Genomic DNA, 19,810 nt, shown 5'->3' on the forward strand with positions numbered 1-19,810 from the left:
TCACGGCGCGGCCACTTCTCCGGACCGCGGTCATTTAGCACCCGCACTCGTACCCACCCGTCAAACAAGCGAGCCACGTCATTCCACGAGTTTGCCTTCGCTGGAGACCTCGCGCATGAGTGCGGTCAGGTCGGCTGGGATGGTGGGGATCTCTTCCTGGGTGACCTGGCCGCGGCCGGACCAGACGAGGTTGACCTGTAGCTTTTCGTCGGGCTCGGGGTAGTCCGACCGGTTGTGGCAGCCGCGGGTCTCCCGTCGTACCAGGGCGGCCTCGAGCGTTGCCCGTGCGGCCAGGGCCGAGGCTTTGAGGTCGAAGGCGTGGGCGAGGTCCTGGAAGCCGGCGATGTCGGGATGGACGCCGAGGTTGGCCATCCGGTCCTCGACCTCCGACAGCTCGTCGAGGCCCGCTGTCAGCCCTTCCTCGTCCCGTACGACGCCCGCCCGCGTCGTCATCGTGTTCCGCAGCGCGCGCTGCAGGGCGCGGACGTTCTCCTCGCCGTCGCTCGCGAGCAGCCCGTCGACCTCCGCGCGGGCCTCGCCGACGACCGAAGCCGACCGCTCCTGCCGCTGCAGTCCAGTCGAGTAGCGGGCCGCGTCCTCGGCGACGATCCGGCCGAAGACCATCAGCTCGATCAGCGAGTTGCCGCCGAGGCGGTTCGCGCCGTGCAGCCCGCTGGCCGCCTCGCCGATCGCGTACAGGCCGTCGACCCCGGTCCCGTGGTCCTCGGGCCGGACCCACACCCCACCCATCGAGTAGTGCGCCGTCGGCGCGATCTCGATCGGCTCCTTGGTGATGTCGAGCATCTGCAGTTCCAGCAGCGTCTGGTAGACCCGCGGCAGCCGCCGCATGATCGTCTCGCGCGGCAGGTGCGAGACGTCGAGCCAGACGCCGCCGTTCTCCGTCCCGCGGCCTTCCTTGATCTCCGTGTACGCCGCCAGCGCCACCCGGTCGCGCGTCGACAGCTCCATCCGCTCGGCGTCGTACCGGCCCATGAAGCGTTCCCCGGACGCGTTGCGCAGCTGGCCGCCTTCGCCGCGGGCGGCCTCGGAGACCAGCGTGCCGGCCGCGTTCTCGGGCTCGATCAGGCCGGACGGGTGGAACTGGACGAGCTCGGGGTCGCGGATCCGGCCCCCGGCCTCGACGGCGAGCCGGAACGAGTCGCCGGTGTTCTCGTCGCGGCGTGACGACGTGTGCCGCCAGATCCGTGTGTGCCCGCCGGCGGCCAGGATCACCGCGTCGGCGCGGATCAGGTACCGCTTGCCGGTCACTTGGTCGAAGCCGTACGCGCCGAACACCCGGTTGCCCGTGGTCAGGATCCGGGTCACGTACACCGTGTCGAGGATCGGTACGTTCAGCTGGACCGCGCGGTTGACCAGCGTGCGCTGGATCTCCAGCCCGGTGTAGTCCCCGGCGAACGCCGTACGGCGGTACGTGTGCGCGCCGAAGAACCGCTGCGAGATCCGCCCGTCGGCCTCCCGCGCGAACGGCATGCCGTAGCGCTCCAGGTCCTCGATCCCGCGGGCCGCCTGCTTGGTGACGATCTGGACGGTGACCGGGTTGGCCAGCAGGTAGCTCTCGCGCAGCGTGTCGGCGGCGTGCTGCTGCCAGCTGTCCTCGGGGTCCATCGTGGCGAGCGCCGCGTTGATCCCGCCGGCGGCCAGCGAGGTGTGCGCGTCGGAGCGGGAGCGTTTGCCGAGAGCAAGCACGTCGATGCCCTGCTCGGCGAGCTCGATGGCGGCGCGCAGACCGCCGCCGCCGGTCCCGATCACCAGGACGGAGGTGGAGATCTGCTGCTCGGTGACGGTCACGGTGTCGCTCCTCTTGGTCGCCGGAGATGTTCCTACGACCATCAGACCGGGCGAAAGGCCCAGGTGTGACGTGATGTGAGGGACGTCGCAGGTGCAACCGGACGAACGGGCCGGCCGGTACTCAACGCAGAAGCCATCCCCACCCGAGGAGCTCACGTGCACCGAAGACCCATCTCCGTGCTGGTCACGACCGGATTGGCCGCCGGTCTGTTGACCGTCCCACCCGGTACGGCGGCAGCCCAGGCACCCTCCACCGGACCGGCGCCGGGGACCACCGTGACACTGATCACCGGCGACCGCGTCGAGATCACCCCGGGCGCGGCCCCGAAGGTGACGCCTGCCCCGGACCGCCGGTCGATGCGGTTCCGGATCACCACCGACAATGGCCGGCTCCGGGTGATCCCGCTGGACGCCGTCGGCCCACTCACCGCGGGCCAACTCGATCCGCGCCTGTTCGACGTGACCGCACTGATCGAGGCCGGGTACGACGACGCACGCCGGCCGCAGTTGCCGTTGATCGTGCAGCGCGCGGCGTCGGCGAAGTCGGCCCCGGTCCGCCTGGCCGCGACGAGCGGGCGCCAGGAGCTCGCGAGCGTCAGTGCCTTCTCCGTGCTCGCGTCGAAGCGGGACGCGGCCGCGTTCTGGAAGTCCGTGCAGGACGGCGGCACGCTGCGCGCCGACGTCGGCAAGATCTGGCTGAACGGCGTACGCCGGCCGACCCTCGACCAGAGCGTGCCGCAGATCGGCGCACCGGCGGCGTGGGCGGACGGGCTGACCGGGCGAGGTGTCACGGTGGCAGTTGCTGAGCAGCGAGCGCGTCGGCGGCAAGAGCGGCCGGACCGTGGTGCTGGCGTCGGGCTGGACCAACGCCGAGCCGGCTGCTCCGGCGGCGGCGCTGAAGTGAGGTGAGCCGTTACCTGCCGCCCGGCACCGCGACGGTGTCGAGCGGCGGGTACGGCGACTCGGCCAGACCGAGGTCGCGCCAGACGAACCGCGGGACACCGGCCAGGAACTCGCGCAGGAACCGCGAGTTGTGCGCGATCGACACCTGGCTGTGGTCGCCGGGTGCGAACCAGACCCAGTCCTCGACGACCCGGAACGGCGCCGGCGAGGTCGCCATCAGGTACTCCATCTGGCGCGGGTGGATCACGTCGTACGCGAACTTCGTGCTCGGCGAGGTGACCTTGAACTGGTCGTTGAACCGCTCGCTCTCGAAGCTGATCCCGCGCCCGAACGAGCGGCCGGCCACCGTCAGCTCGGGCATCCGGACCGGCAGCTGGAACCCGAGGATCGCCTCGCTGTGGTTCTCGGTGACGGTCCGGGTCGTGGTCCGGCCCTCGCTGTCGGTGGACGTCTCGGTCCGCGTGGTCTGCCAGTGGTGGGTGAACGCGACGAACGGCGGGCCGTCGCCGTCGCGGCCGCGGATCACGTCCTCGGTGCGGTGGTTGTGGCCGCCGCGGTTCGTCGGGGTGACGTGCAGGAGGCTGTCGTCGACGCCGATCAGGTGCCAGTCCGGGTGGTGGTAGAAGGAGAAGCGCGGCGGCTGCTCGGGCTGGATCCGGTGGTCCAGCGGGGTCGCGTCGATCGCGTCGGCGACGGCGGCGAGCTGCTCCAGCCAGGGGCCGAGCTGGTCGACGTCCTTGCGCGGCGGGTCGAGCACGGTCAGCTGGTCGGAGTCGATCCCGAGGTTGAGGCCGGGCAGGCCGCCGGCCAGGCCGTTGAGCTGGTTGCAGACCTGCGGGGTGAGCACCTCCGCGGCGTACGACGGAACGAGCGCGCCGATCTGCCAGGCGGGTCCGAGAGCGCCCGGGGACTGCATCTTGGCCGCCTCCACGCCGTACCGGGGGCGGGCCTCGCCGCCCATCACCCAGAGCTCGGGCAGGCGGCGGGACAGGCTGACCATCGCGACCCAGCCCTTCCAGTTCTCGGACTTGTACTCGATCACCTGGAACGGGCGGCCGGACGCGGTGTGACCGGTGATCTGGTCGTCGGGGTCACGCCGGAAGCCGAGCCCGAACGGCGGGTTGCTGAGGCGCGCGACGGCATCGAGCTGTGGGCTGTTGACGAACGTCCAGCCACGTTCGCGCAGCGACTTGATGTACTGCTGGCGGCGGACCAGGGCGACGATGCCCCAGGTGATTCCGGCCGCGACCAGAACACCGATGACCAGTACGACCGTTAACGCTGTGCCCGACATGCTTGCCTCCCCGAGTACGACCTTGCAGCCGGACGATAGCGGGGGATCAGGCCAGCCGGTGCTCCGCGAGCCAGGTCGTCGCTCTGCGTTGCGAGGCGCGGGACAGCCAGGCGTCCTGGATCACCTCGGCCAGCTCCTGCCGCGACAGGCCGCCGATCCGGCTGCCGCGGACCAGGACGGACAGGTGCCCGTCGAAGTGCGGCGTGGTGAAGAACGGGCCGTTCTCGTCGGAGACCAGGGCGAGCTTGTCCTCCTCGGCCGGAACCCAGATCACGATCACGTCGTCGTACCGTTCGCCGGTCTCCGGGTCGAACGCGTCCGGCCGGGGCGTCCGGAAGAACACGAACGACTTCCCGCCGACCTGGTAGACGGGATTGCCGGACCCGCCCTGCTCGACCGTGACGTGCGGCATCCCGAGCGCGATCTCGTGCACGTCTGCAACCTTCGCTCTACGCCCCGGCATCCTCTCAGTTTAGATGTCAAAGCCTGCCCGGCGGCTCCGACCAAGGGGTGTCAGCAGGAACTTACGCGGAGGGAAACGATCATGGGCAAGGTTCGGGTTCACAACTTCACGATCACGCTGGACGGGTTCGGCGCGGGCACGGACCAGCGGCTGGAGGAGCCGTTCGGGGACGGGGTCGACCACCTGCACGACTGGATGGACCCGCTGTTCGACGGGACCGCGACCGGGCTGGACGCCGAGGTCGGCTTGGACGCCGAGTCGTTCGGGGCGACCATCATGGGGCGCAACATGTTCGGGCCGATCCGCGGCGAGTGGCCGGACGAGTCGTGGACCGGCTGGTGGGGCGCCAATCCGCCGTACCACCACGATGTGTGGGTATTCACCCACCACCCGCGGGCAGCCGTGCAGATGGAGGGAGGCACGACCTTCCACTTCACCGACGAGCCGATCGAGGTCGTGCTGGACAGGGCGAAGGCTGCGGCGGGTGAGAAGGACGTCATCGTCGCCGGCGGCGCGTCGGTCGTCCGGCAGTACCTGCGGGCCGGGCTGATCGACCAGCTCGACATCGCCGTCGCGCCGATCCTCGCCGGCGCCGGCGAGCCGCTGTTCGCCGACCTCGGGAATGCCTTGAAGCAGTACGAGGTCGTGCAACAGATCAGCTCGCCGGCGGTCACTCACGTCCGGCTCGTACGACGCTAGCGTCCGGGCGGACGATCCTGGCCCCACGGAAGCGGGTGGCGATCACCATCGCGGCCGCCACCAGAATCAGGTCCTTGAGCACGTACTGCCCTTCGAGCGTGGGAGCGTGATGCGGCCCGCTGAACAGGCGATGGGGAAGAACCACCAGAGGAGACAGAATTCCCAGCAGCTGTACGGCGAGCAGGTACACGGTCAGCCGGAGGCCGCGTCCGACGACAAGACCGAGTCCGATCATGCACTCCAGCGTCGCGGTGAGCACCAGGGCGAGCGGTCCGGGGACCAGACCGAAGCTGATCGCGTCGATGGTCGTGACGACGAGGTCCTCGGCCGGGCTCGTCCCGGGGAAGTACTTCAGAACGCCGAAGCCGACGAACACCACCCCCATGCTGAGCCGCAGGGCGGTGATCGCGTGCCGGATCAGCCAACCGTGCACAGCGCCTTCGAACCGGATCAGCGTCGCGTTCAGCGATGACATCATGTGAGCAGTTCGTCACCGATGGCTCACCGGCTGGGCCCCACGCCGAACTATCTGCGATCCAGTCGCATCGGCGATCGCACCGAGCGCTAGCGGCACAGCTCCTTGTCGAGGAGGGCGTTGACGGCGGCTTTGTGGTTGCCCGCTCCCCAGGTGACCGAGACGGTGACGCTGCGGTGGTTGGTCGGCGAGACGAAGGTCCACGTCGAGTATCCCGGCGCGTCACCGTCCTTGCCCCACGCGGTGCCGCAGGGCACGCCGCGGCTGATCACGCCCAGACCGTACTGGGAGCCGTGGGCGGTGGTCTTCAACTCCTGCATCAGGTGGGCGGGCAGCAGCTCGCCACCGAGCAGGGCCTGGAAGAAGCGGTTCAGGTCGCGGGTGGTGGAGATCATCTCCCCGGCCGCGTTCAGGATCGACGGGTTGACCTCGGTGATGTCGACCAGTCCCCGCTCGAGCGGCAGGTAGCCGCGCGCGTGCGGTCCGAAGATGAACGGGTTCGTTCCGGGGAGCGACGTGCTTTTCAGCTGAAGCGGCTGGATGATGCGGTGCTTGATCTCGTCGGCGTACGAATGGCCGGTGAGCTTCTCGACGATCAGGCCGAGCACCAGGTACCCGGTGTTGTTGTACCGGACCTCCGTGCCGGGCGTGAAGACGACCGGGTACGCCGTCGCGCGGGCGACGAGTTCGGCGGTCGTCCACGTCTTCCAGCGGATGGCGAGGAACTCCTCCGACCGCGGCGAGGGCATCGTCGCGAGCACCTCGTACAGACCGCTGCTGTGGTTGAGCAGCTGGCGGACGGTGATCCGGTCGTCGTGGACGACGCCCGGCAGGACGCGCTCGACCTTGTCGTCGAGGCTCAGCCGGCCCTCGTCGACCAGCTGCAGCACGACCGTCGCCAGGAAGGTCTTGGTCTCGCTCCCAATCCGGAACCGCGCGTTCTGCGGGACCGGCCAGTTCGTGCCGGCCACGGCGGGGCCGCTCGACGCGCGGGCCGGTCGGCCGTCGCCGCTGACCTCGACCGTCGCGCTCGTGGCGCCCGCGGCGACGACGGCGTCGACTTCTTGCTGCAGTTCGGCGGCGGGCAACGGCGTCGCCATCAGGGCAGTGCTCAGGACGGCTGTCCCCAGGGTCATCATCATGAGCACCACCCTGGCCCCGCGCACCGGCCGCCCGTAACCGGGAAAGACCTGAACCGGCCCTCGGGGAAACCCCCGCTATCCCAGGGCTTCGGGCAACGGATCGGCGTGCACGATCTGCAACCGGCTGACCGCGCGCGTCAGTACGACGTACAGGCGCTGCAGCCCGCGCGGCTCGGCCGCGACGATCCGCGCCGGCTCGGCGACGACCACCGCGTCGAACTCGAGTCCCTTCGCCAGCGTCGCCGGGACGCAGACCAGGCGGGTCGTGTCCATCGCGTCCTCGACCGCACCGAGCAGCGCGGGCTGCAGACCGGCGCCGGCCAGTACGTCGCGGAGTTGCTCGACCTGGTCGTCGGCGGCGATCAGCGCGACCGACCCGACGCCGGCCAGCGCGTCCTGGCACGCCTCCACAATGGTTGCCGTGAAGGTGTCCTTGTCGGCGGCAACGACTTCGAGGGCTTCGGCAACGGTCCGGATCCCGCTCGGCGTACCGAGCGTCGGCGCGATCGTCGGCAGCAGTTGCGCCGCGAGGTTGATGATCTGCTCGGGCACGCGGAACCCACGGTCGAGCTCGGCCACGATGCCGTCCTCCTTGCCGAGATGGGCGAGGACCTGGTCCCACGGACCGGCGGCCCAGGCGGTCGTCGCCTGGGCGAGGTCGCCGAGAACCGTCGCGGAGCCGGTGCGGCAGCGGCGTCCGAGGGCGCGCAGCTGCATCGCCGACAGGTCCTGCGCCTCGTCCAGAACGAGATGCCCGAGCGAACCGGCGTGCCGCTCGATCAGGTCGCCGAGCTCGTCCAGCAGCACCGTGTCGGCGCTCGACCACTTCGCCGACTTCGCCGAGCGCGGCGGCTTCGGCCACAGCAGCGCGGTGCGCTCGTCCTCGGTCAGCTCGGGTGCCTGCTCGGCCAGGAACTCGGCGTTGGAGAACAACTTCCACAGCACCTGCTCGGGCGTCACCTTCGGCCACACCGCGTCGACCAGCTGCTTCACCGGCTTCGACCGGGCGACGGCGTTCTGCACGCGGTCGTCGGGCGACTCGCCCCGGCGTTCCATCAGCACCAGTACGGCGTGCGCGATGCGCTGTGCGAGCGCGTTGCGGCCCGGGGTGTAGCGGGTCGACCCGTGCAGAGCGGTGACGATGTCGACGAGCTCGTAGTCGTGCACGCGGTAGCGCTGGGATCCCTTGCTGTACAGGATTCCTTCGGTCGGCGTACCGACGGAGGTCCAGAGCGCGCGGAGCAGGATGTCGGCCATCCGGGCGTCGCCCTTGAGACGCGCGGCTTCCGAGCTGTCGACGGCGAGCACGGGCTGGGTGATCAGCTCCTCGATGGTGATCTGGCGGACGTTCACCTCGCCGAGCGCGGGCAGGACCTTGCGGATGTACGACAGGAACGAGCGGTTCGGCCCGACGATCACGACGCCGCCGCGGCTGAGTCGCTCGCGCTCGGTGTAGAGCAGGTACGCGACGCGGTGCAGGCCGACGGCGGTCTTCCCCGTACCGGGTGCGCCCTGGACGCAGACACTCGGCTGCAGGGGAGCGCGGACGAGGTCGTCCTGCTCAGGCTGGATCGTGGCGACGATGTCGCGCATCGGGCCGGTGCGCGGGCGCTCGATCTCGGCGCGCAGGAACCGGTCGGCCTGGTCGAGCTCCTCGGCGCCGATCATCGGCTCGTCCTCGAAGCCGGTCAGCTCGGCGGTGTCGGAGAAGCCGTACCGGCGCCGCAGCAGGACCTGCTGCCGATCGCTGCGGGTCGCGCGGTAGAACGGCACCGACACGCGCGCCCGCCAGTCGATCACCATCGGTACGCCGGTGCCGTCGTGCACGTGCCGGCGGCCGATGTAGAACCGGTCGAGGTCCTCGATCGCACCGTGCTCGTAGTCGAGCCGGCCGAAGAACAGCGGCACGTCGGGCAGGTCGAGCAGCGCCAGTGTCCGCTGCTGGTGGGCGCGCTGGTTGGCCTCGTTGGTGAAGCGCTCGTCGTTGTCCTCGCCGCCGATCACCGGGATCTCCCGGACGGTGACGTCGTGGTGCATCCGGCGCAGCGCGGCGCGGGACTCGGTGAGGTAGTCGCGCTCGTGGTCGAGCTCGGAGTTCTGCTGGGTTTCGGCCATCGGTGTGTACGACCTCTCGCTGTCGCGGTGGGGGAACGAACGACGGTGCCGGCGGCGATCTTCGAGATCCCGCCCCGGAGCACGTCCGGTTCGTTACGACCCTTCACGCAGTGCAGACAAGCCACCCGAAAAGACAGACCGGCGACGTTAGCAGGTGGTGCGGCCGGCCACCACCGGATTTCCGGGTGAGGCCCAGGTCACTCCGGCGAGCTGTCACGGGGTGTGGGCCGTCGGTGTCTCGTGGGCAACACCGACAGAGGAGACGATGATGGAAGCACGGTTCAACCTGTTCGAGACCCCGACCGCGGCGAAGGTCGCGAAGCGGCTGTACTCGGTGGCGGGAATCTTCGCGCAGTCGACGCTGCCGAAGGCGCTGCAGGAGATCCTGGAGCTGCGCGCCAGCCAGCTCAACGGGTGCGCGTTCTGCGTCGACATGCACACCAAGGAGGCGACCGCCGCGGGGGAGTCGCAGCAGCGGCTGCACCTGGTGGCGGTCTGGCGCGAGGCCATCGTGTTCACCGACGCGGAGCGGGCCGCGCTCGCGCTGACCGAGGAGGGCACCCGGCTGGGTCCGGAGGGCGTCAGTGATGAGACGTGGGCGGGCGTGCGGAAGCACTTCACCGACGACGAGCTCGGTACGCTGGTCTGCTTGATCGCTTTGATCAATGCGGCCAACCGGATGAACGTGATCGTCCGCAACCCTGCGGGCGCTTATGAGGTGGGTATGGCGGCTGCGCTCGCCAATTGACCCGGGCGAGCGGCATTCACGTTCAGGTCGCGGGGACTACGTGGCGCCGCCGTGCTGCGTCTTCACGGGCCAGCAGCAGATAGGCACTCGCCGTCCACGTGTACGCACGATCACGCAGGCCCTCACCGGTCAGCGCGTCGAAGTTCTCCGCAAAGCCGGACCGCTCGCACAACCGCCGGAAGCGGCTGCTGGCTTCGTCGGCCAGCTCGACCTGGCCGACGGAGCGCAGCCCGTCGTCGAGCAGCACGCTCGGCGGCGCCCAGATCGGACCTCGCCAGTAGCCGTCGGCGGCGTAGTCCTCCGAGCCCGGATCCTCCGAGGCCAGCCCCCAATCGGTGAGATGCCGCCGGATCTTCACGACCAGCTGCTCGACCACCTCCGCCGGCAGGCGCCGCCCGAGCATGATCGGAAGCGCGGTCACCAGACTGGTGGTCTTGCTCGGCGTACGGCTCAACGCACCCCGCGCGACGAACCCGTTGCCGTCGTACAGCTCGCTGAGCAACGCAGCGACGATCTCGTCGGCGGTCGTGCTCCAGTACGCCGCGTCGTCGGCGCGCCCGAGCTCCTCGGCCAGTGCGGTGAGCGCGTCCAACTGCAGAACGAGCACGGTCGCGAGGTCGGGAGACTCGATCACCGGCTCGTGGTCGAAGATCGTCGCGTTGTCCCACCCGCTGTCGAAACCGTGCTGGTAGTGCGGCAGCGCGTGCCCCGGCACCCGGCGCCGGTCCAGCCAGAAGTTCGTCCAGGCCGCCAGCCGCTCGTACACCTCGGGGTCGGCCGCGCCCGACAACTTCCGCCACGCCCACCCGTGAATCGGCGGCTTGACGAAGTTGTAGACGATCCCCGAGTGCCCGACCACGTCCGGCAACGCCCCACTCGTCTCCTGATGATCGAACGGCATCAGGAACTGATCCAGCGCGAGCTCCGGCTCACCCGGCGCCAGCGCGAGTGCGTTGAACGCGTGGTCCCAGCTCCACACCCGATCCATCCAGTGCTTCGACATCAACGCGGCCTCGCGCGTGATGAATCCGTCCGCCCGCACGATGCTCGCCCACAGCACGTACGCCGCCGCCTCGGCCGCCGGGTACTCCGCGGTCCGCCACCCGGCGACCCGCTCGACGAACGCCCCGAACTCGGCCCGGACCTCGGCGACCACCTGGTCGAACTCCGCCGGACGGCCGTCGGTGGTCTGCTTCTCGCCGTACGGCGGGCGCGCAGTACCGAACTCCTCGATGACTGCCTCCCAGCCCTCGGCCCCGTCCAGCCGCACACTCCGCCCGGGCCCGGTCGTCGCCTCGCCGCGCAGCATCGTGACCCGGTACCGCCGCCCCGAAGCATGACTCGCGAAGACCGGACTCAGATCGGTCGGATCCACGAACAGATGCGCCTCGTCATCGGCCTCCAACTCCAGCGCTGTGCCTCGCCCCCGAAACCGCACCGTGTCCACAGTCTCGAACACCGCCTCGATCCGCCCAGCCGCCGCCTCCCACCGCAACACCTCGGGCGTCGCGACAAGCTCGCTAGCTTCCGAAGGCCGCAACGCGAAGACACCGACCTGCCTGGTCTGGTGCGTCACGAGATGGACATCGTCCGCCACCACCCCGCTGGCAACCACAGGCGACAGCGCCAGCCACGAACCACGCCGGCTGAAGGGAATCTCACGAAGATCGAAGTCCATGGGTTAGATCCTATTGGATATGCGATGCCTGCATCAGACGACCGCCCGCGTCGCCCTCCACCACCGTCCAGCGGCGGACCTGCAGCACTCAGTAACCCGCGGGCTGGGTTGGTGGTTGCGCTCGTGGTAGGCCGGAAGCAGGGGGTGCGGGGAGGTTGGTGAGTGGTGGAGGTGCGTTGGCGGCGGGCGGAGGAGGCAAGTTGGCGGCAGGCGGCCGGCGTACGGCCGACGATTTCGGCGACCTCGGGGAACGGGTAGCGGAACACGTCGTGCAGCACGAACGCGACGCGCTCGGCCGGCGTCATCGACTCCAGGACGACGAGGAAGGCCATGTTGACCGACTCGTCGAGCGTCACCCGGTCGGCGGGATCGTTGGGGGCGGCCTGGCCGCCGAGCCAGTCGGTGGCGTCGGGGAGCGGTTCGGGGATCCACTCGCCGACGTACCGCTCCCGTCGCGCGCGGGCCGGAGGTTGGGGGCGTCGCTCAGGTCCAGTCGGGGCCGGCTTCGAGGCGGAGGTGCAGTAGTTGTTTGAGCGGCATCGACTCGCCGTCGCGGGCGCCGAGGCCGACCGTGAGGGGCGGGTCGGAGGGTTCGATCTGGAGGCCGGCGAGTCGCGCCTTCAGGCTGGGACGGACGCCGAGCAGGTAGAAGTTGCCTTCGGCATCTACTGCGAGGGATCGGTTGCGCTTGAGGTACCAGCCGACGAGGTTCGTCCGGTAGCTCGCGCCTGAGCCGACGACCTGGGCACGCAAGGGCTGGGGCTCGATGCCGGCGGCTTTCACCTTGTCCACGAAGTCTGCGAGCAAGGCCCGCGCGGAGGCGGTCTCCTGCGCGCGCCGACGGTCGAGGGCCGCCGCCTGCTCGGCGGCCGCCTCACGCCGCCGATCGCGCCAGCTGGCTTCACTCTCCACGCCGCTACCTTAGACGCTGCCGCCGGGACAGATTTGAGGGATGGGCGCGAGGCGCTGTCGCCGGGATCGACGTGGGGACAGGCGTGGGGGATGGAGGGCGAGGCGTTGCCGCTGGGATCGACCTCGCGAGCGTCGGCGACGGTCGAGCGGCCGCCAGGTGCCGTTGGCGGTTTGTCAGGTGGTGGCTTGGGTGAGTAGGCCGTCGACCAGGGCGGCGAGGCCTTGGGGGTAGGTGTTGGCCTGGGCCAGCTCGGCCCATTGGCCGGCGACGGCGGTGAGGTGGGGGAGTGCGGCGGTCTTCTGGCCGGTGAAGGGGCTGTTCTCGGCGGGTGGGAAGTCGGCGTCGGGGTGGCGGCGGGCGGTGTTGGCGCGGACCAGGATCTCGCCGACGGTGTAGTACCAGATGTTGCGGAAGATCAGGACGCTCTGGGCCGGGGTGCAGCCGTGGTCGACGGCTCCGGCCAGGATCGCCTCGACGAACCACAGGGCCGGGTCGCCGATCCGGGCGACGAAGCCGTCGGTGGTGAGGACCTGGGCGGCCCAGGGCCACTCGGCGAACGCGTCGTGGATGAGTACGCCGACGGCGATGATGCGGTCGCGCGGCTCCGCGGGCAGCTCCGGGTGCGGCAGTTGTGCGGCGTACTCCGTGAGCAGCAGGAGCAGCAGGTCTTCCTTGTCGCGCACGTGGTGGTACAGCGTCGTCGCGCCGATGCCGAGCTCACCGGCCAGACCGCGGATCGTCAGCTTCTCCCAGCCGTCCCGGTCGATCAGCCGCCGGGCGGCGGCGAGGATCTCGGCCCGGGACGTGACGGGTGGCCGGCCGGTCTGGCCGCTGCTGGCGCTGGATCTGGGCACCTCCCCATCATGCTGTCCGGCGCGGCCCGATCCCAGCACCGGGGGTGCGTGGCGCCGGCGCGGGTGCCGAAGGTGCCCTTGGGGAGGTAAAAGATTGCCGGAGGCATCGGTGCCCCGACGGGAAGGCTTTCAGCAGCAACGGGCGGACGGGAATCGATGCAGTACAAGGGATTCGGCGCGTCGCGGCGCGGGCGCCGATAGGATCGCCCTATGACGCAGCCGACGCCGTACCCGCCACCGCAGTACGGGCCGCCGAAGCGGAATCGTGGTCCGCTGGTGCTCGTCGGCGTGCTTGCCGTGGTGGTGCTCGTGCTGGCTGTGCTGACCGTCGTCGTGGTGCTGCGCGACACCGATCAGCAGGCGGATTCGCCGGAGCCGCGGAACCCGGCCGCGGTCGAGTTCCGGCGGGTGGTGACGGCGACTCCGGGCACCTGTGCCTCGCCGCCGTCGACGTCCGGGATCGTCTGCGGCGCGGACGGGACGGGCTACACCCTCGGCAAGGTGGAGCTCGACGGCCGGAACGTCGCGAACGCCGAGGCGAAGTTCAGCAACACCAGCTGGGTGGTCGCGGTGCAGCTCGACGACGACGGCAGCAAGTTGTTCGAGCAGCTCACGACCGACGTGGCGATGCAGACGCCCCCGGCCAATCAGATCGCGATCGTGGTCGACAGTGAGGTCGTCAGCGCGCCGTCGGTGATGTCGGCGATCACCGGTGGGCAGCTGGAGATCAGCGCTGCCCAGTTCACCAAGGAGGAGGCGGAGAAGCTGGCCGACGCCCTCGGCGGCTGATCAGCGGGGCGAGTCCGGCCGACAGCAGGTCGTCCTCGGTGTTTCCCCCCGTCAGCGTCGGGTACGAGGATGTCGCGATCGTCAGTGCGGGAGTCGGCGGGTGTCGACAAGTTCCTGGGCGACGTCGCGGAGCTTGGTGTTGGTGTCCTGGGAGTACCGCTTGAGGATGGCGAAGGCCCGGTCGCCGTCGATGTCGAAGCGTTCCATCAGGATGCCCATCGCCATGCCGACCAGTTTGCGGGCGTCGACGGCCAGGGCCATCGTCTCTTCGTGCCGCGCGGTGGCGACGGCGATGGTGGCGTGCCGCGCGAGGATCTCGGCGATCGCCTCGTCGTCAGGCCCGAAGGCGTCCGGCTCAGGGCTGTAGAGACCGAGTACGCCGACAGTGCGAGCGTCGTCGCCGAGCATCAGCGGGACGTCGAGCACGCTGCGCACCCCGAGGGCGGAGACCTTGGCGGCCCACTTCGGCCAGCGCTCGTCGGTGTGGGTGTCGCGGATCAGGACCGTGCTCCGGTCCCGCAGCGAGGTGACCAGCGGGCCGTCCTCGGTGTCGATCTGCAGGGTGTAGACGTCGGCGACGACCGGGTCGGTCACCGCGGCGATCTCGCTGGCTTGACCGCGGGTGGACAGCGCCAGACCGGCGTACGTGCAGTTCAGCGCCTGCAGCGCGAACTGGACCACGGCCTCGACCGTGTCGTCGACCCCGGAGGCGTCGTGCAGCTCGACCGCCAGCCGCGCGAACGCGTCGGCGTCCGCGCCGTCGACAGGATCAAGCATCGCCACTCGGTCTCCCAGGTCCGCACGACGGTCACTCCGCCGCTCGGAGGACCTCTGAGCAACATTTTGCCTCACCAGCCCCAGCATGGCCGCGACCGGCCGCACGGCTCGGGCAACGGCAAGGGCAGCTGCACGGTGCCGCTCGGACCTCGGCGCTCAGCTCCGTTTGATCCTCGCCGCGTAGTTGAGCGCGGTCAGCGTCTTCTGGAGCGTCTCCAGGTCGGGAGCCGGCGTGACCGCGAAGTCGGCGTACAGGCAGAAGGCGAGGTTGCCGTCGGCGGTCCGGCCGGCGATCTCCGGCAGGCCGGCCTCGTTGTCCAGGACGAGCCAGCCGAGCGTGTCGAGCTCCTGCAGCGCGGTCGCGCTGGGGAAGTGGTCGCCGGGTGGCAGGACCAGGACCCCCGCGCCCGTGAGCTCGTCGAGGTACGCCGTGTACGCGTCGAGGAGCTCGATGACGGCGAGATCGATGAAGTCGACACCGGGGCGGGGCGAGTTCTCGGAGGCGCAGGAGATCGCGATGCCGTGCGGCAGACAGGTCGTCTGCGGCACCGGTCGCGAGTACGGCGTACCCGGGCGGCGCAGGCAGCGGCGGGTCGGCGAGATCGGCAGGGTACGCCGGTTGGTCGAGCGATTGTTCACGCGGCGGCCTCGACCTCGAAGACCCGGTCGAGGCCAGTGCGGTGCAGGGCGTCGGCGGCTCGCCGGTTGGCGTGCCGGATGACCACTCCACCGCCGCGCCGGCGGCAGACCCGGTGCGTGTCGAGCAGGGCCGCGAGCAGCGTGGACGACATCTGGTCCAGGTCGGAGACGTCGATCACGACCAGGCAGGCGCCGTCCATCACCAGGTCGTTGAGCTGCCAGCGCAGGGCGGTCAGGCCGGCGGCGACCTCGGCCTCGCTGATCGTCACGATGGCCTTCCGGGGCGGTGGGGTGGGAACGGAACGGGTCATGGCGGACCTCCCGGCGCACTGACAAGATCCTTCTACTCTTCCCCGTGGACGTTGAGAACGATCGAGCGCCTTCTTTACGATCCGATGACGAGAAGGGCCCCAGGCGTCAGCTGCTCCCGATCGGTTGCGAGGATGGTTCGATGGCGTTGCAGGTCCTGGTCGTCGAGGACGACGACCGCATCCGCACCGTCCTGCGGCTCGCGCTGGAGGACGAGGGGCATCAGGTGACCGAGGCCGCCGACACGCCCGCGGCCCTCGAGCGGGTCCGGACCGTACTGCCCGACCTGGTGCTGGTCGACCTGATGCTCGGCGAGATCGACGGCTACACCTGCATCCGGGAGATTCGCCGGCTCAGCGACATCCCGATCGTGATCGTCAGCGCCCGCTCCGACACCCACGACATCGTCGCCGGGCTGGAAGCCGGCGCGGACGACTACGTGACCAAACCCTTCCAGGTCAAGGAGCTCACCGCTCGGCTGCGCGCGCTCCGCCGGCGGCTCCGGACCAGTACGGAGGCGACCGAGCCGGACGTCGTACTGGACTCCGATCCGGTACGCCGGCTGGTGCTGTCCCGGTCGCGCGGGTCGGTGCTGCTGCAGGGTGCGGACCTCAAGCTGACCGTCACGGAGTACCGGTTGCTCGCGGAGCTGGCCCGGCCGCCGGGGCGGGTGCTCAGCCGTCCGGCGTTGCTGTCCTCGGTGTGGGAGCACGGTTTCTACGGCGACGAACGGATCGTCGACGTGCACATCCGGCGGTTGCGAACCAAGATCGAGCGCGATCCGGGCCGCCCGTTGCTGGTGGTCACCGTGCGCGGGATGGGCTACCGGCTGGACCCGCGGTGAACCGCGCGATCGCCGCGCTCGGCCTGCGGCACCGGATCGTGATCGCGTTCGCGCTGGTCGCGCTGCTGGTGTCGGCGGTGTTCGCCGTCAGCACCTATGCGCTGGCGCGGGGGTTCCTGCTGGGGCAGCGTCAGGACGTGGTGCAGCGCCAGGCGCTGGCCGACGCGGGGTTCGTGCAGCGCCGGCTCGAGACGGCGGGGGCAGACGTGTCCGCCGTACTGACCGCGGCCGGTACGCCGGCCGGCCACACGGTGGTGCTGAAGTGGCAGAACCAGTGGTACGGGTCGGCGCTGGATCAGGGGCGCGAGGCGGTCCCGGCGGAGATGCGGGCCGAGGGTGCCGAAGGGCGGGCCGCGACACAGCGGTTCAGGACCGCCGACGGGCCGGTGCTCGTGGTCGGCGTACCGCTGCCGGCCGTGGGCGGGGAGTTCTACGAGATCGCGCCGCTGAGCGAGCTCGACGGGATCCTGCGGCTGTTGAGCAGCATCCTGATCGGCGGGGCGATCCTGTCGGCGGGTGCCGGCGCGGCGCTCGGGGCCTGGGCGAGCCGGTCGGTGGTGATTCCGCTGAACCGGGTCGCGGTGGCGGCGGCCACGATCGCGGGTGGCGAGCTGGGTACCCGGCTGCCGCCGACCGAGGACCCGGAGCTGGCGACGATCGTTGCCTCGTTCAACAGTATGGTCGAGACGCTGCAGCAGCGGATCGAGCGGGACGCCCGGCTGGCGGCGGATGTGAGCCACGAGCTGCGGTCGCCGTTGACGACCTTGGTCGCGAGTGTGGACCTGCTCACCGCGCGGCGGGACGAGCTGCCGCCGCGGTCGCAGCAGTTGCTGGTCCTGATCTCGGCGGATCTCGAGCGGTTCCGGCGGTTGCTGGACGACCTGCTGGAGCTGGCGCGGTCGGACGCCGGGCTCGATCTGGGGTCGGAGGCCAGGGTCCCGCTGGGCGAGCTGCTGCGGTACGTGGTGGGTGAGGTCGGCGACGATCCGGAGCTGGTGAAAGGTGCCGAGGGCATCGAGGTACGCGGCGACAAGGCCCGGCTGGGGCGGCTGTTCCGGAATCTGCTGGAGAACGCCGAGCGGCATGGTGGTGGGGTGACCGCGGTGCTGGTGAGCCGTTCCGACGACGATGTGCTGGTCGAGGTGGACGACGCGGGGAGCGGGATTCCGCCGGAGGACCGGGAGCGGGTGTTCGAGCGGTTCGCGACCGGGCCGAATCGGCGGGGCTCGTCCTCGGGGACCGGGTTGGGGCTGGCGCTGGTCGCCGAGACGGCCGCCGCGCACGGTGGTGCCGTGTGGTGCGAGGCGTCGCCGGCGGGTGGCGCGCGGTTCGTCGTACGGCTGCCGGAGGTGAAGCGGTGAGGCGCTGGGCGTTGGGGCTGGCCGTCGTACTGATGCTTGGTGGGTGCGGAGTGCCTTCGCAGGACTCGCCGGTGGAGATCCAGCCGGAGGCGTTGCCGTCGCGGTTGCGGGAGACGGCGTTGCCGCGCGACGTGTCGCCGTCGACCGCTGGGCCCGGGCAGGTGAGCGTGGTGGTGAACTTCGTCCGCAAGGACCGGCTAGTGCGCTCGGTACGCGAGGTGCCGAACGGGCCGGCGCAGGATCGCCTGGCCGCGATCGTCACCGCGCTGGTCGCCGGCCCGACCGAGCGCGAGCGCGCCAGCGGGATCTCCTCGGCGCTGCCGGCCGGCCTGCAGTTGACGGTCACGACTGTGGACGGCGACCGCGCGGTGATCGGCCTGGTCGGCGAGACCGACGGCTCAGCCGCCGAGAACGTGCTCGCTGTCGGCCAGATCGTCCTGTCCGCGACCGCGATCCCGACCGTCAAGGAAGTCACGTTCGAGCGCGACGGCCTGCCCGTCGAAGCGCTGCTGGCCGACGGCGCGCTCACGACCAACCCGCTGACCGCCGCCGACTACGCCGCACTCCGCGCCGGCTGATGCTTGGTGCTGGGCAAGGTGATGGCGGCGATCAGTACGGCGACGAGCAGGGCTGCGGCGCAGAGGGTCAGGCCTCGGGCGTAGCCGTCGTTGAGGGAGCCGGTGGATTCGGTGTGCTGGTGGGCGGCGGTTCCGAGAGCTGCCAGGCCGAGGGATGCGCCGAGTTGGCGAGAACTGTTGAGGAGGCCGGACGCCGTACCGGTTTCGTGGGGTGCGACGTCGGTGGTGGCGGTGGCGACGAGCGGGCCGAGACAGAGGCCGAAGCCGATGCTGGCGATGACCGACGGGCCGAGGACGTCGGTGAGGAAGCTGCCGTCGGCACTGACCTGGCCGAACCACGCGAACCCGGTCGCGGTCAGCAGTGCGCCGCCGATCAGGAGATTCTTTGTAGGGAAGCGATAGCCGAGCTTGATGGCGAGCACCGAGCCGACGACAACCCCGAGGGCGAACGGCAGGAACATCAGGCCGGTCAGCGCCGGGCCGATGTCGAGCACGCGCTGCAGGTAGAGCGACATGAAGTAGAACGACGACGCCATCGCCGTACCGACCAGCAGGTTGTAGGCGTTCGCGCCGGACACCGAGCGGTTGGTGAAGAGGCCCAGCCGGACCAGCGGTTCGCGGCGCGTCGTGCGTTCGACGAGGACGAACCCAGCGAGCAGTACGACGGCGATCGCGAGCGTGATCAGCGTGGTCGGTGATCCCCAGGCATGGCGGTCGGTCCGGACGACGCCGAAGACCAGGGCCGACATGCCGGCGGTCGCGAGTACGGCGCCGAGTACGTCGGGGCGGCCACGGCGTACGGGCAGGCCGGCGGCGACTCCGCCCGAGGCCAGCGCGAACGCGATGGCCGCCATCGGGACGTTGACGAACATCACCCACCGCCAGCTCGCGTACTGGGTGAGCACGCCGCCGATCAGTACGCCGAGCGCACCGCCCGCGGCGTTCATCGCACTCCACACGCCGAAGGCTTTCACGCGGGCCCGGCCGCTCGGGAACGTCGTCGCCAGCAACGCGAGCGCGGCCGGCGCCAGGGCCGCGGCCCCGATCCCTTGGGCGGCGCGGGCCGCGACCAGGTGGCCGGGCTCCTGAGCGAAGCCGCCGACCAGCGATGCCAGGCCGAACAGGGCCAGTCCGGCGAGCAGCAGCTGCTTGCGCCCGTACCGGTCGCTGGCCTTGCCGCCTAGCAGCAGCAGCCCGCCGAAGGTCAGTGCGTAGGCGTGGATCACCCACGTCACTCCGGTCGCGCTGAACCCGAGCCCGTTCGCGATCTGGGGAAGTCCCACGTTCACGACCGACAGGTCGAGGGACACCATGAACTGCACGACGGCGACCACGGCGAGGGTGGCGCCCGACTTGTCCTGTAGCTTTCGGAACATGTTCCGAAAGTAGCATCGGAAAGCTTCCGATGTCGACCTCAGGG

General features: G+C 70.3%; 21 protein-coding genes. 7 read left to right on the forward strand and 14 right to left on the reverse strand.

Annotation, left to right across the window (positions count from 1 at the left end; genetic code table 11):
- Positions 1-78 precede the first annotated feature (78 nt).
- Complete coding sequence (locus HDA39_RS07960; protein WP_184794587.1) at positions 79-1,809, reverse strand: FAD-binding protein; 1,731 nt, start codon at positions 1,807-1,809, stop codon at positions 79-81.
- A 156-nt stretch (positions 1,810-1,965) separates the two neighbouring features.
- Here HDA39_RS07960 and HDA39_RS07965 point away from each other — a divergent pair, with 156 nt between their 5' ends.
- On the forward strand, positions 1,966-2,718 hold the full coding sequence (locus HDA39_RS07965; RefSeq protein WP_184794588.1) for a hypothetical protein: 753 nt from the start codon (positions 1,966-1,968) through the stop codon (positions 2,716-2,718).
- Between the two features lie 4 nt (positions 2,719-2,722).
- On the opposite strand, the gene HDA39_RS07970 is transcribed toward HDA39_RS07965, so the two are convergent.
- Together HDA39_RS07970 and HDA39_RS07975 are read right to left on the reverse strand one after the other, a co-directional pair.
- A complete protein-coding gene (locus tag HDA39_RS07970) occupies positions 2,723-4,006 on the reverse strand; it encodes a hypothetical protein (protein ID WP_184794589.1) in 1,284 nt (427 codons plus the stop codon).
- Between the two features lie 46 nt (positions 4,007-4,052).
- Positions 4,053-4,469 (reverse strand): MmcQ/YjbR family DNA-binding protein, encoded by a 417-nt coding sequence (locus tag HDA39_RS07975; RefSeq protein ID WP_184794590.1) that lies wholly within the window; start codon positions 4,467-4,469, stop codon positions 4,053-4,055.
- An 81-nt stretch (positions 4,470-4,550) separates the two neighbouring features.
- Between HDA39_RS07975 and HDA39_RS07980 the strand changes: the two genes are divergently transcribed.
- On the forward strand, positions 4,551-5,168 hold the full coding sequence (locus tag HDA39_RS07980) for a dihydrofolate reductase family protein (protein ID WP_184794591.1): 618 nt from the start codon (positions 4,551-4,553) through the stop codon (positions 5,166-5,168).
- Here HDA39_RS07980 and HDA39_RS07985 read toward each other — a convergent pair.
- The 3 genes from HDA39_RS07985 to HDA39_RS07995 all read right to left on the reverse strand — a co-directional run bounded on the left by HDA39_RS07985 (position 5,140) and on the right by HDA39_RS07995 (position 8,900).
- The gene (locus HDA39_RS07985; RefSeq protein ID WP_202892908.1) at positions 5,140-5,646 is read right to left on the reverse strand and encodes a DoxX family protein; all 507 of its coding nucleotides are present in this window, start codon (positions 5,644-5,646) and stop codon (positions 5,140-5,142) included. The genes HDA39_RS07980 and HDA39_RS07985 overlap by 29 nt on opposite strands.
- Positions 5,647-5,732: 86 nt before the next feature.
- A complete protein-coding gene (locus HDA39_RS07990; protein WP_184794592.1) occupies positions 5,733-6,785 on the reverse strand; it encodes a serine hydrolase domain-containing protein in 1,053 nt (350 codons plus the stop codon).
- Positions 6,786-6,860: 75 nt separating this feature from the next.
- Entirely contained in the window at positions 6,861-8,900 is a 2,040-nt protein-coding gene (locus tag HDA39_RS07995; protein WP_184794593.1) for a HelD family protein, read from the reverse strand.
- A gap of 268 nt (positions 8,901-9,168) precedes the next feature.
- Here HDA39_RS07995 and HDA39_RS08000 point away from each other — a divergent pair, with 268 nt between their 5' ends.
- Complete coding sequence (locus tag HDA39_RS08000; protein WP_184794594.1) at positions 9,169-9,648, forward strand: carboxymuconolactone decarboxylase family protein; 480 nt, start codon at positions 9,169-9,171, stop codon at positions 9,646-9,648.
- Positions 9,649-9,670: 22 nt separating this feature from the next.
- Here HDA39_RS08000 and HDA39_RS08005 read toward each other — a convergent pair whose 3' ends face one another.
- The 4 genes from HDA39_RS08005 to HDA39_RS43105 all read right to left on the reverse strand — a co-directional run bounded on the left by HDA39_RS08005 (position 9,671) and on the right by HDA39_RS43105 (position 13,093).
- Positions 9,671-11,326: an amylo-alpha-1,6-glucosidase gene (locus HDA39_RS08005; RefSeq protein WP_184794595.1), complete on the reverse strand. Its 1,656-nt coding sequence runs from the start codon at positions 11,324-11,326 to the stop codon at positions 9,671-9,673.
- On the reverse strand, positions 11,221-11,658 hold the full coding sequence (locus HDA39_RS44085) for a sigma factor-like helix-turn-helix DNA-binding protein (protein WP_420488797.1): 438 nt from the start codon (positions 11,656-11,658) through the stop codon (positions 11,221-11,223). Before HDA39_RS44085 ends, HDA39_RS08005 begins: the two co-directional genes overlap by 106 nt.
- Positions 11,659-11,809: 151 nt before the next feature.
- Entirely contained in the window at positions 11,810-12,238 is a 429-nt protein-coding gene (locus tag HDA39_RS08015) for a hypothetical protein (RefSeq protein WP_184794596.1), read from the reverse strand.
- 174 nt (positions 12,239-12,412) lie between these two features.
- Positions 12,413-13,093: a TetR family transcriptional regulator gene (locus tag HDA39_RS43105; RefSeq protein ID WP_184794597.1), complete on the reverse strand. Its 681-nt coding sequence runs from the start codon at positions 13,091-13,093 to the stop codon at positions 12,413-12,415.
- 210 nt (positions 13,094-13,303) lie between these two features.
- On the opposite strand from HDA39_RS43105, the gene HDA39_RS08025 reads away from it, so the two are divergent.
- On the forward strand, positions 13,304-13,882 hold the full coding sequence (locus HDA39_RS08025) for a SecDF P1 head subdomain-containing protein (RefSeq protein ID WP_184794598.1): 579 nt from the start codon (positions 13,304-13,306) through the stop codon (positions 13,880-13,882).
- Positions 13,883-13,963: 81 nt separating this feature from the next.
- Here HDA39_RS08025 and HDA39_RS08030 read toward each other — a convergent pair whose 3' ends face one another.
- From HDA39_RS08030 to HDA39_RS08040, 3 genes are all read right to left on the reverse strand, one after another.
- Positions 13,964-14,659 (reverse strand): GAF and ANTAR domain-containing protein, encoded by a 696-nt coding sequence (locus tag HDA39_RS08030; RefSeq protein WP_184794599.1) that lies wholly within the window; start codon positions 14,657-14,659, stop codon positions 13,964-13,966.
- Positions 14,660-14,815: 156 nt separating this feature from the next.
- The gene (locus HDA39_RS08035; protein ID WP_184794600.1) at positions 14,816-15,298 is read right to left on the reverse strand and encodes a hypothetical protein; all 483 of its coding nucleotides are present in this window, start codon (positions 15,296-15,298) and stop codon (positions 14,816-14,818) included.
- The gene (locus HDA39_RS08040) at positions 15,295-15,609 is read right to left on the reverse strand and encodes an STAS domain-containing protein (RefSeq protein WP_184794601.1); all 315 of its coding nucleotides are present in this window, start codon (positions 15,607-15,609) and stop codon (positions 15,295-15,297) included. The genes HDA39_RS08035 and HDA39_RS08040 overlap by 4 nt, the downstream gene beginning before the upstream one ends.
- Positions 15,610-15,749: 140 nt before the next feature.
- On the opposite strand from HDA39_RS08040, the gene HDA39_RS08045 reads away from it, so the two are divergent.
- Genes HDA39_RS08045 through HDA39_RS08055 form a run of 3 tightly spaced genes read left to right on the forward strand, consistent with a single transcriptional unit; the run spans position 15,750 to position 18,390 of the window.
- Positions 15,750-16,451: a response regulator transcription factor gene (locus tag HDA39_RS08045; protein ID WP_184794602.1), complete on the forward strand. Its 702-nt coding sequence runs from the start codon at positions 15,750-15,752 to the stop codon at positions 16,449-16,451.
- The gene (locus tag HDA39_RS08050) at positions 16,448-17,812 is read left to right on the forward strand and encodes an ATP-binding protein (RefSeq protein WP_184794603.1); all 1,365 of its coding nucleotides are present in this window, start codon (positions 16,448-16,450) and stop codon (positions 17,810-17,812) included. Before HDA39_RS08045 ends, HDA39_RS08050 begins: the two co-directional genes overlap by 4 nt.
- Entirely contained in the window at positions 17,809-18,390 is a 582-nt protein-coding gene (locus HDA39_RS08055) for a GerMN domain-containing protein (protein ID WP_337925670.1), read from the forward strand. Before HDA39_RS08050 ends, HDA39_RS08055 begins: the two co-directional genes overlap by 4 nt.
- Here the strand turns inward: HDA39_RS08055 and HDA39_RS08060 are convergent.
- Positions 18,366-19,766, reverse strand: a complete 1,401-nt coding sequence (locus HDA39_RS08060; protein WP_184794604.1) for an MFS transporter — start codon at positions 19,764-19,766, stop codon at positions 18,366-18,368. The genes HDA39_RS08055 and HDA39_RS08060 overlap by 25 nt on opposite strands.
- Positions 19,767-19,810: the final 44 nt, after the last annotated feature.

This window comes from Kribbella italica (assembly GCF_014205135.1).
Lineage (GTDB): Bacteria > Actinomycetota > Actinomycetes > Propionibacteriales > Kribbellaceae > Kribbella > Kribbella italica.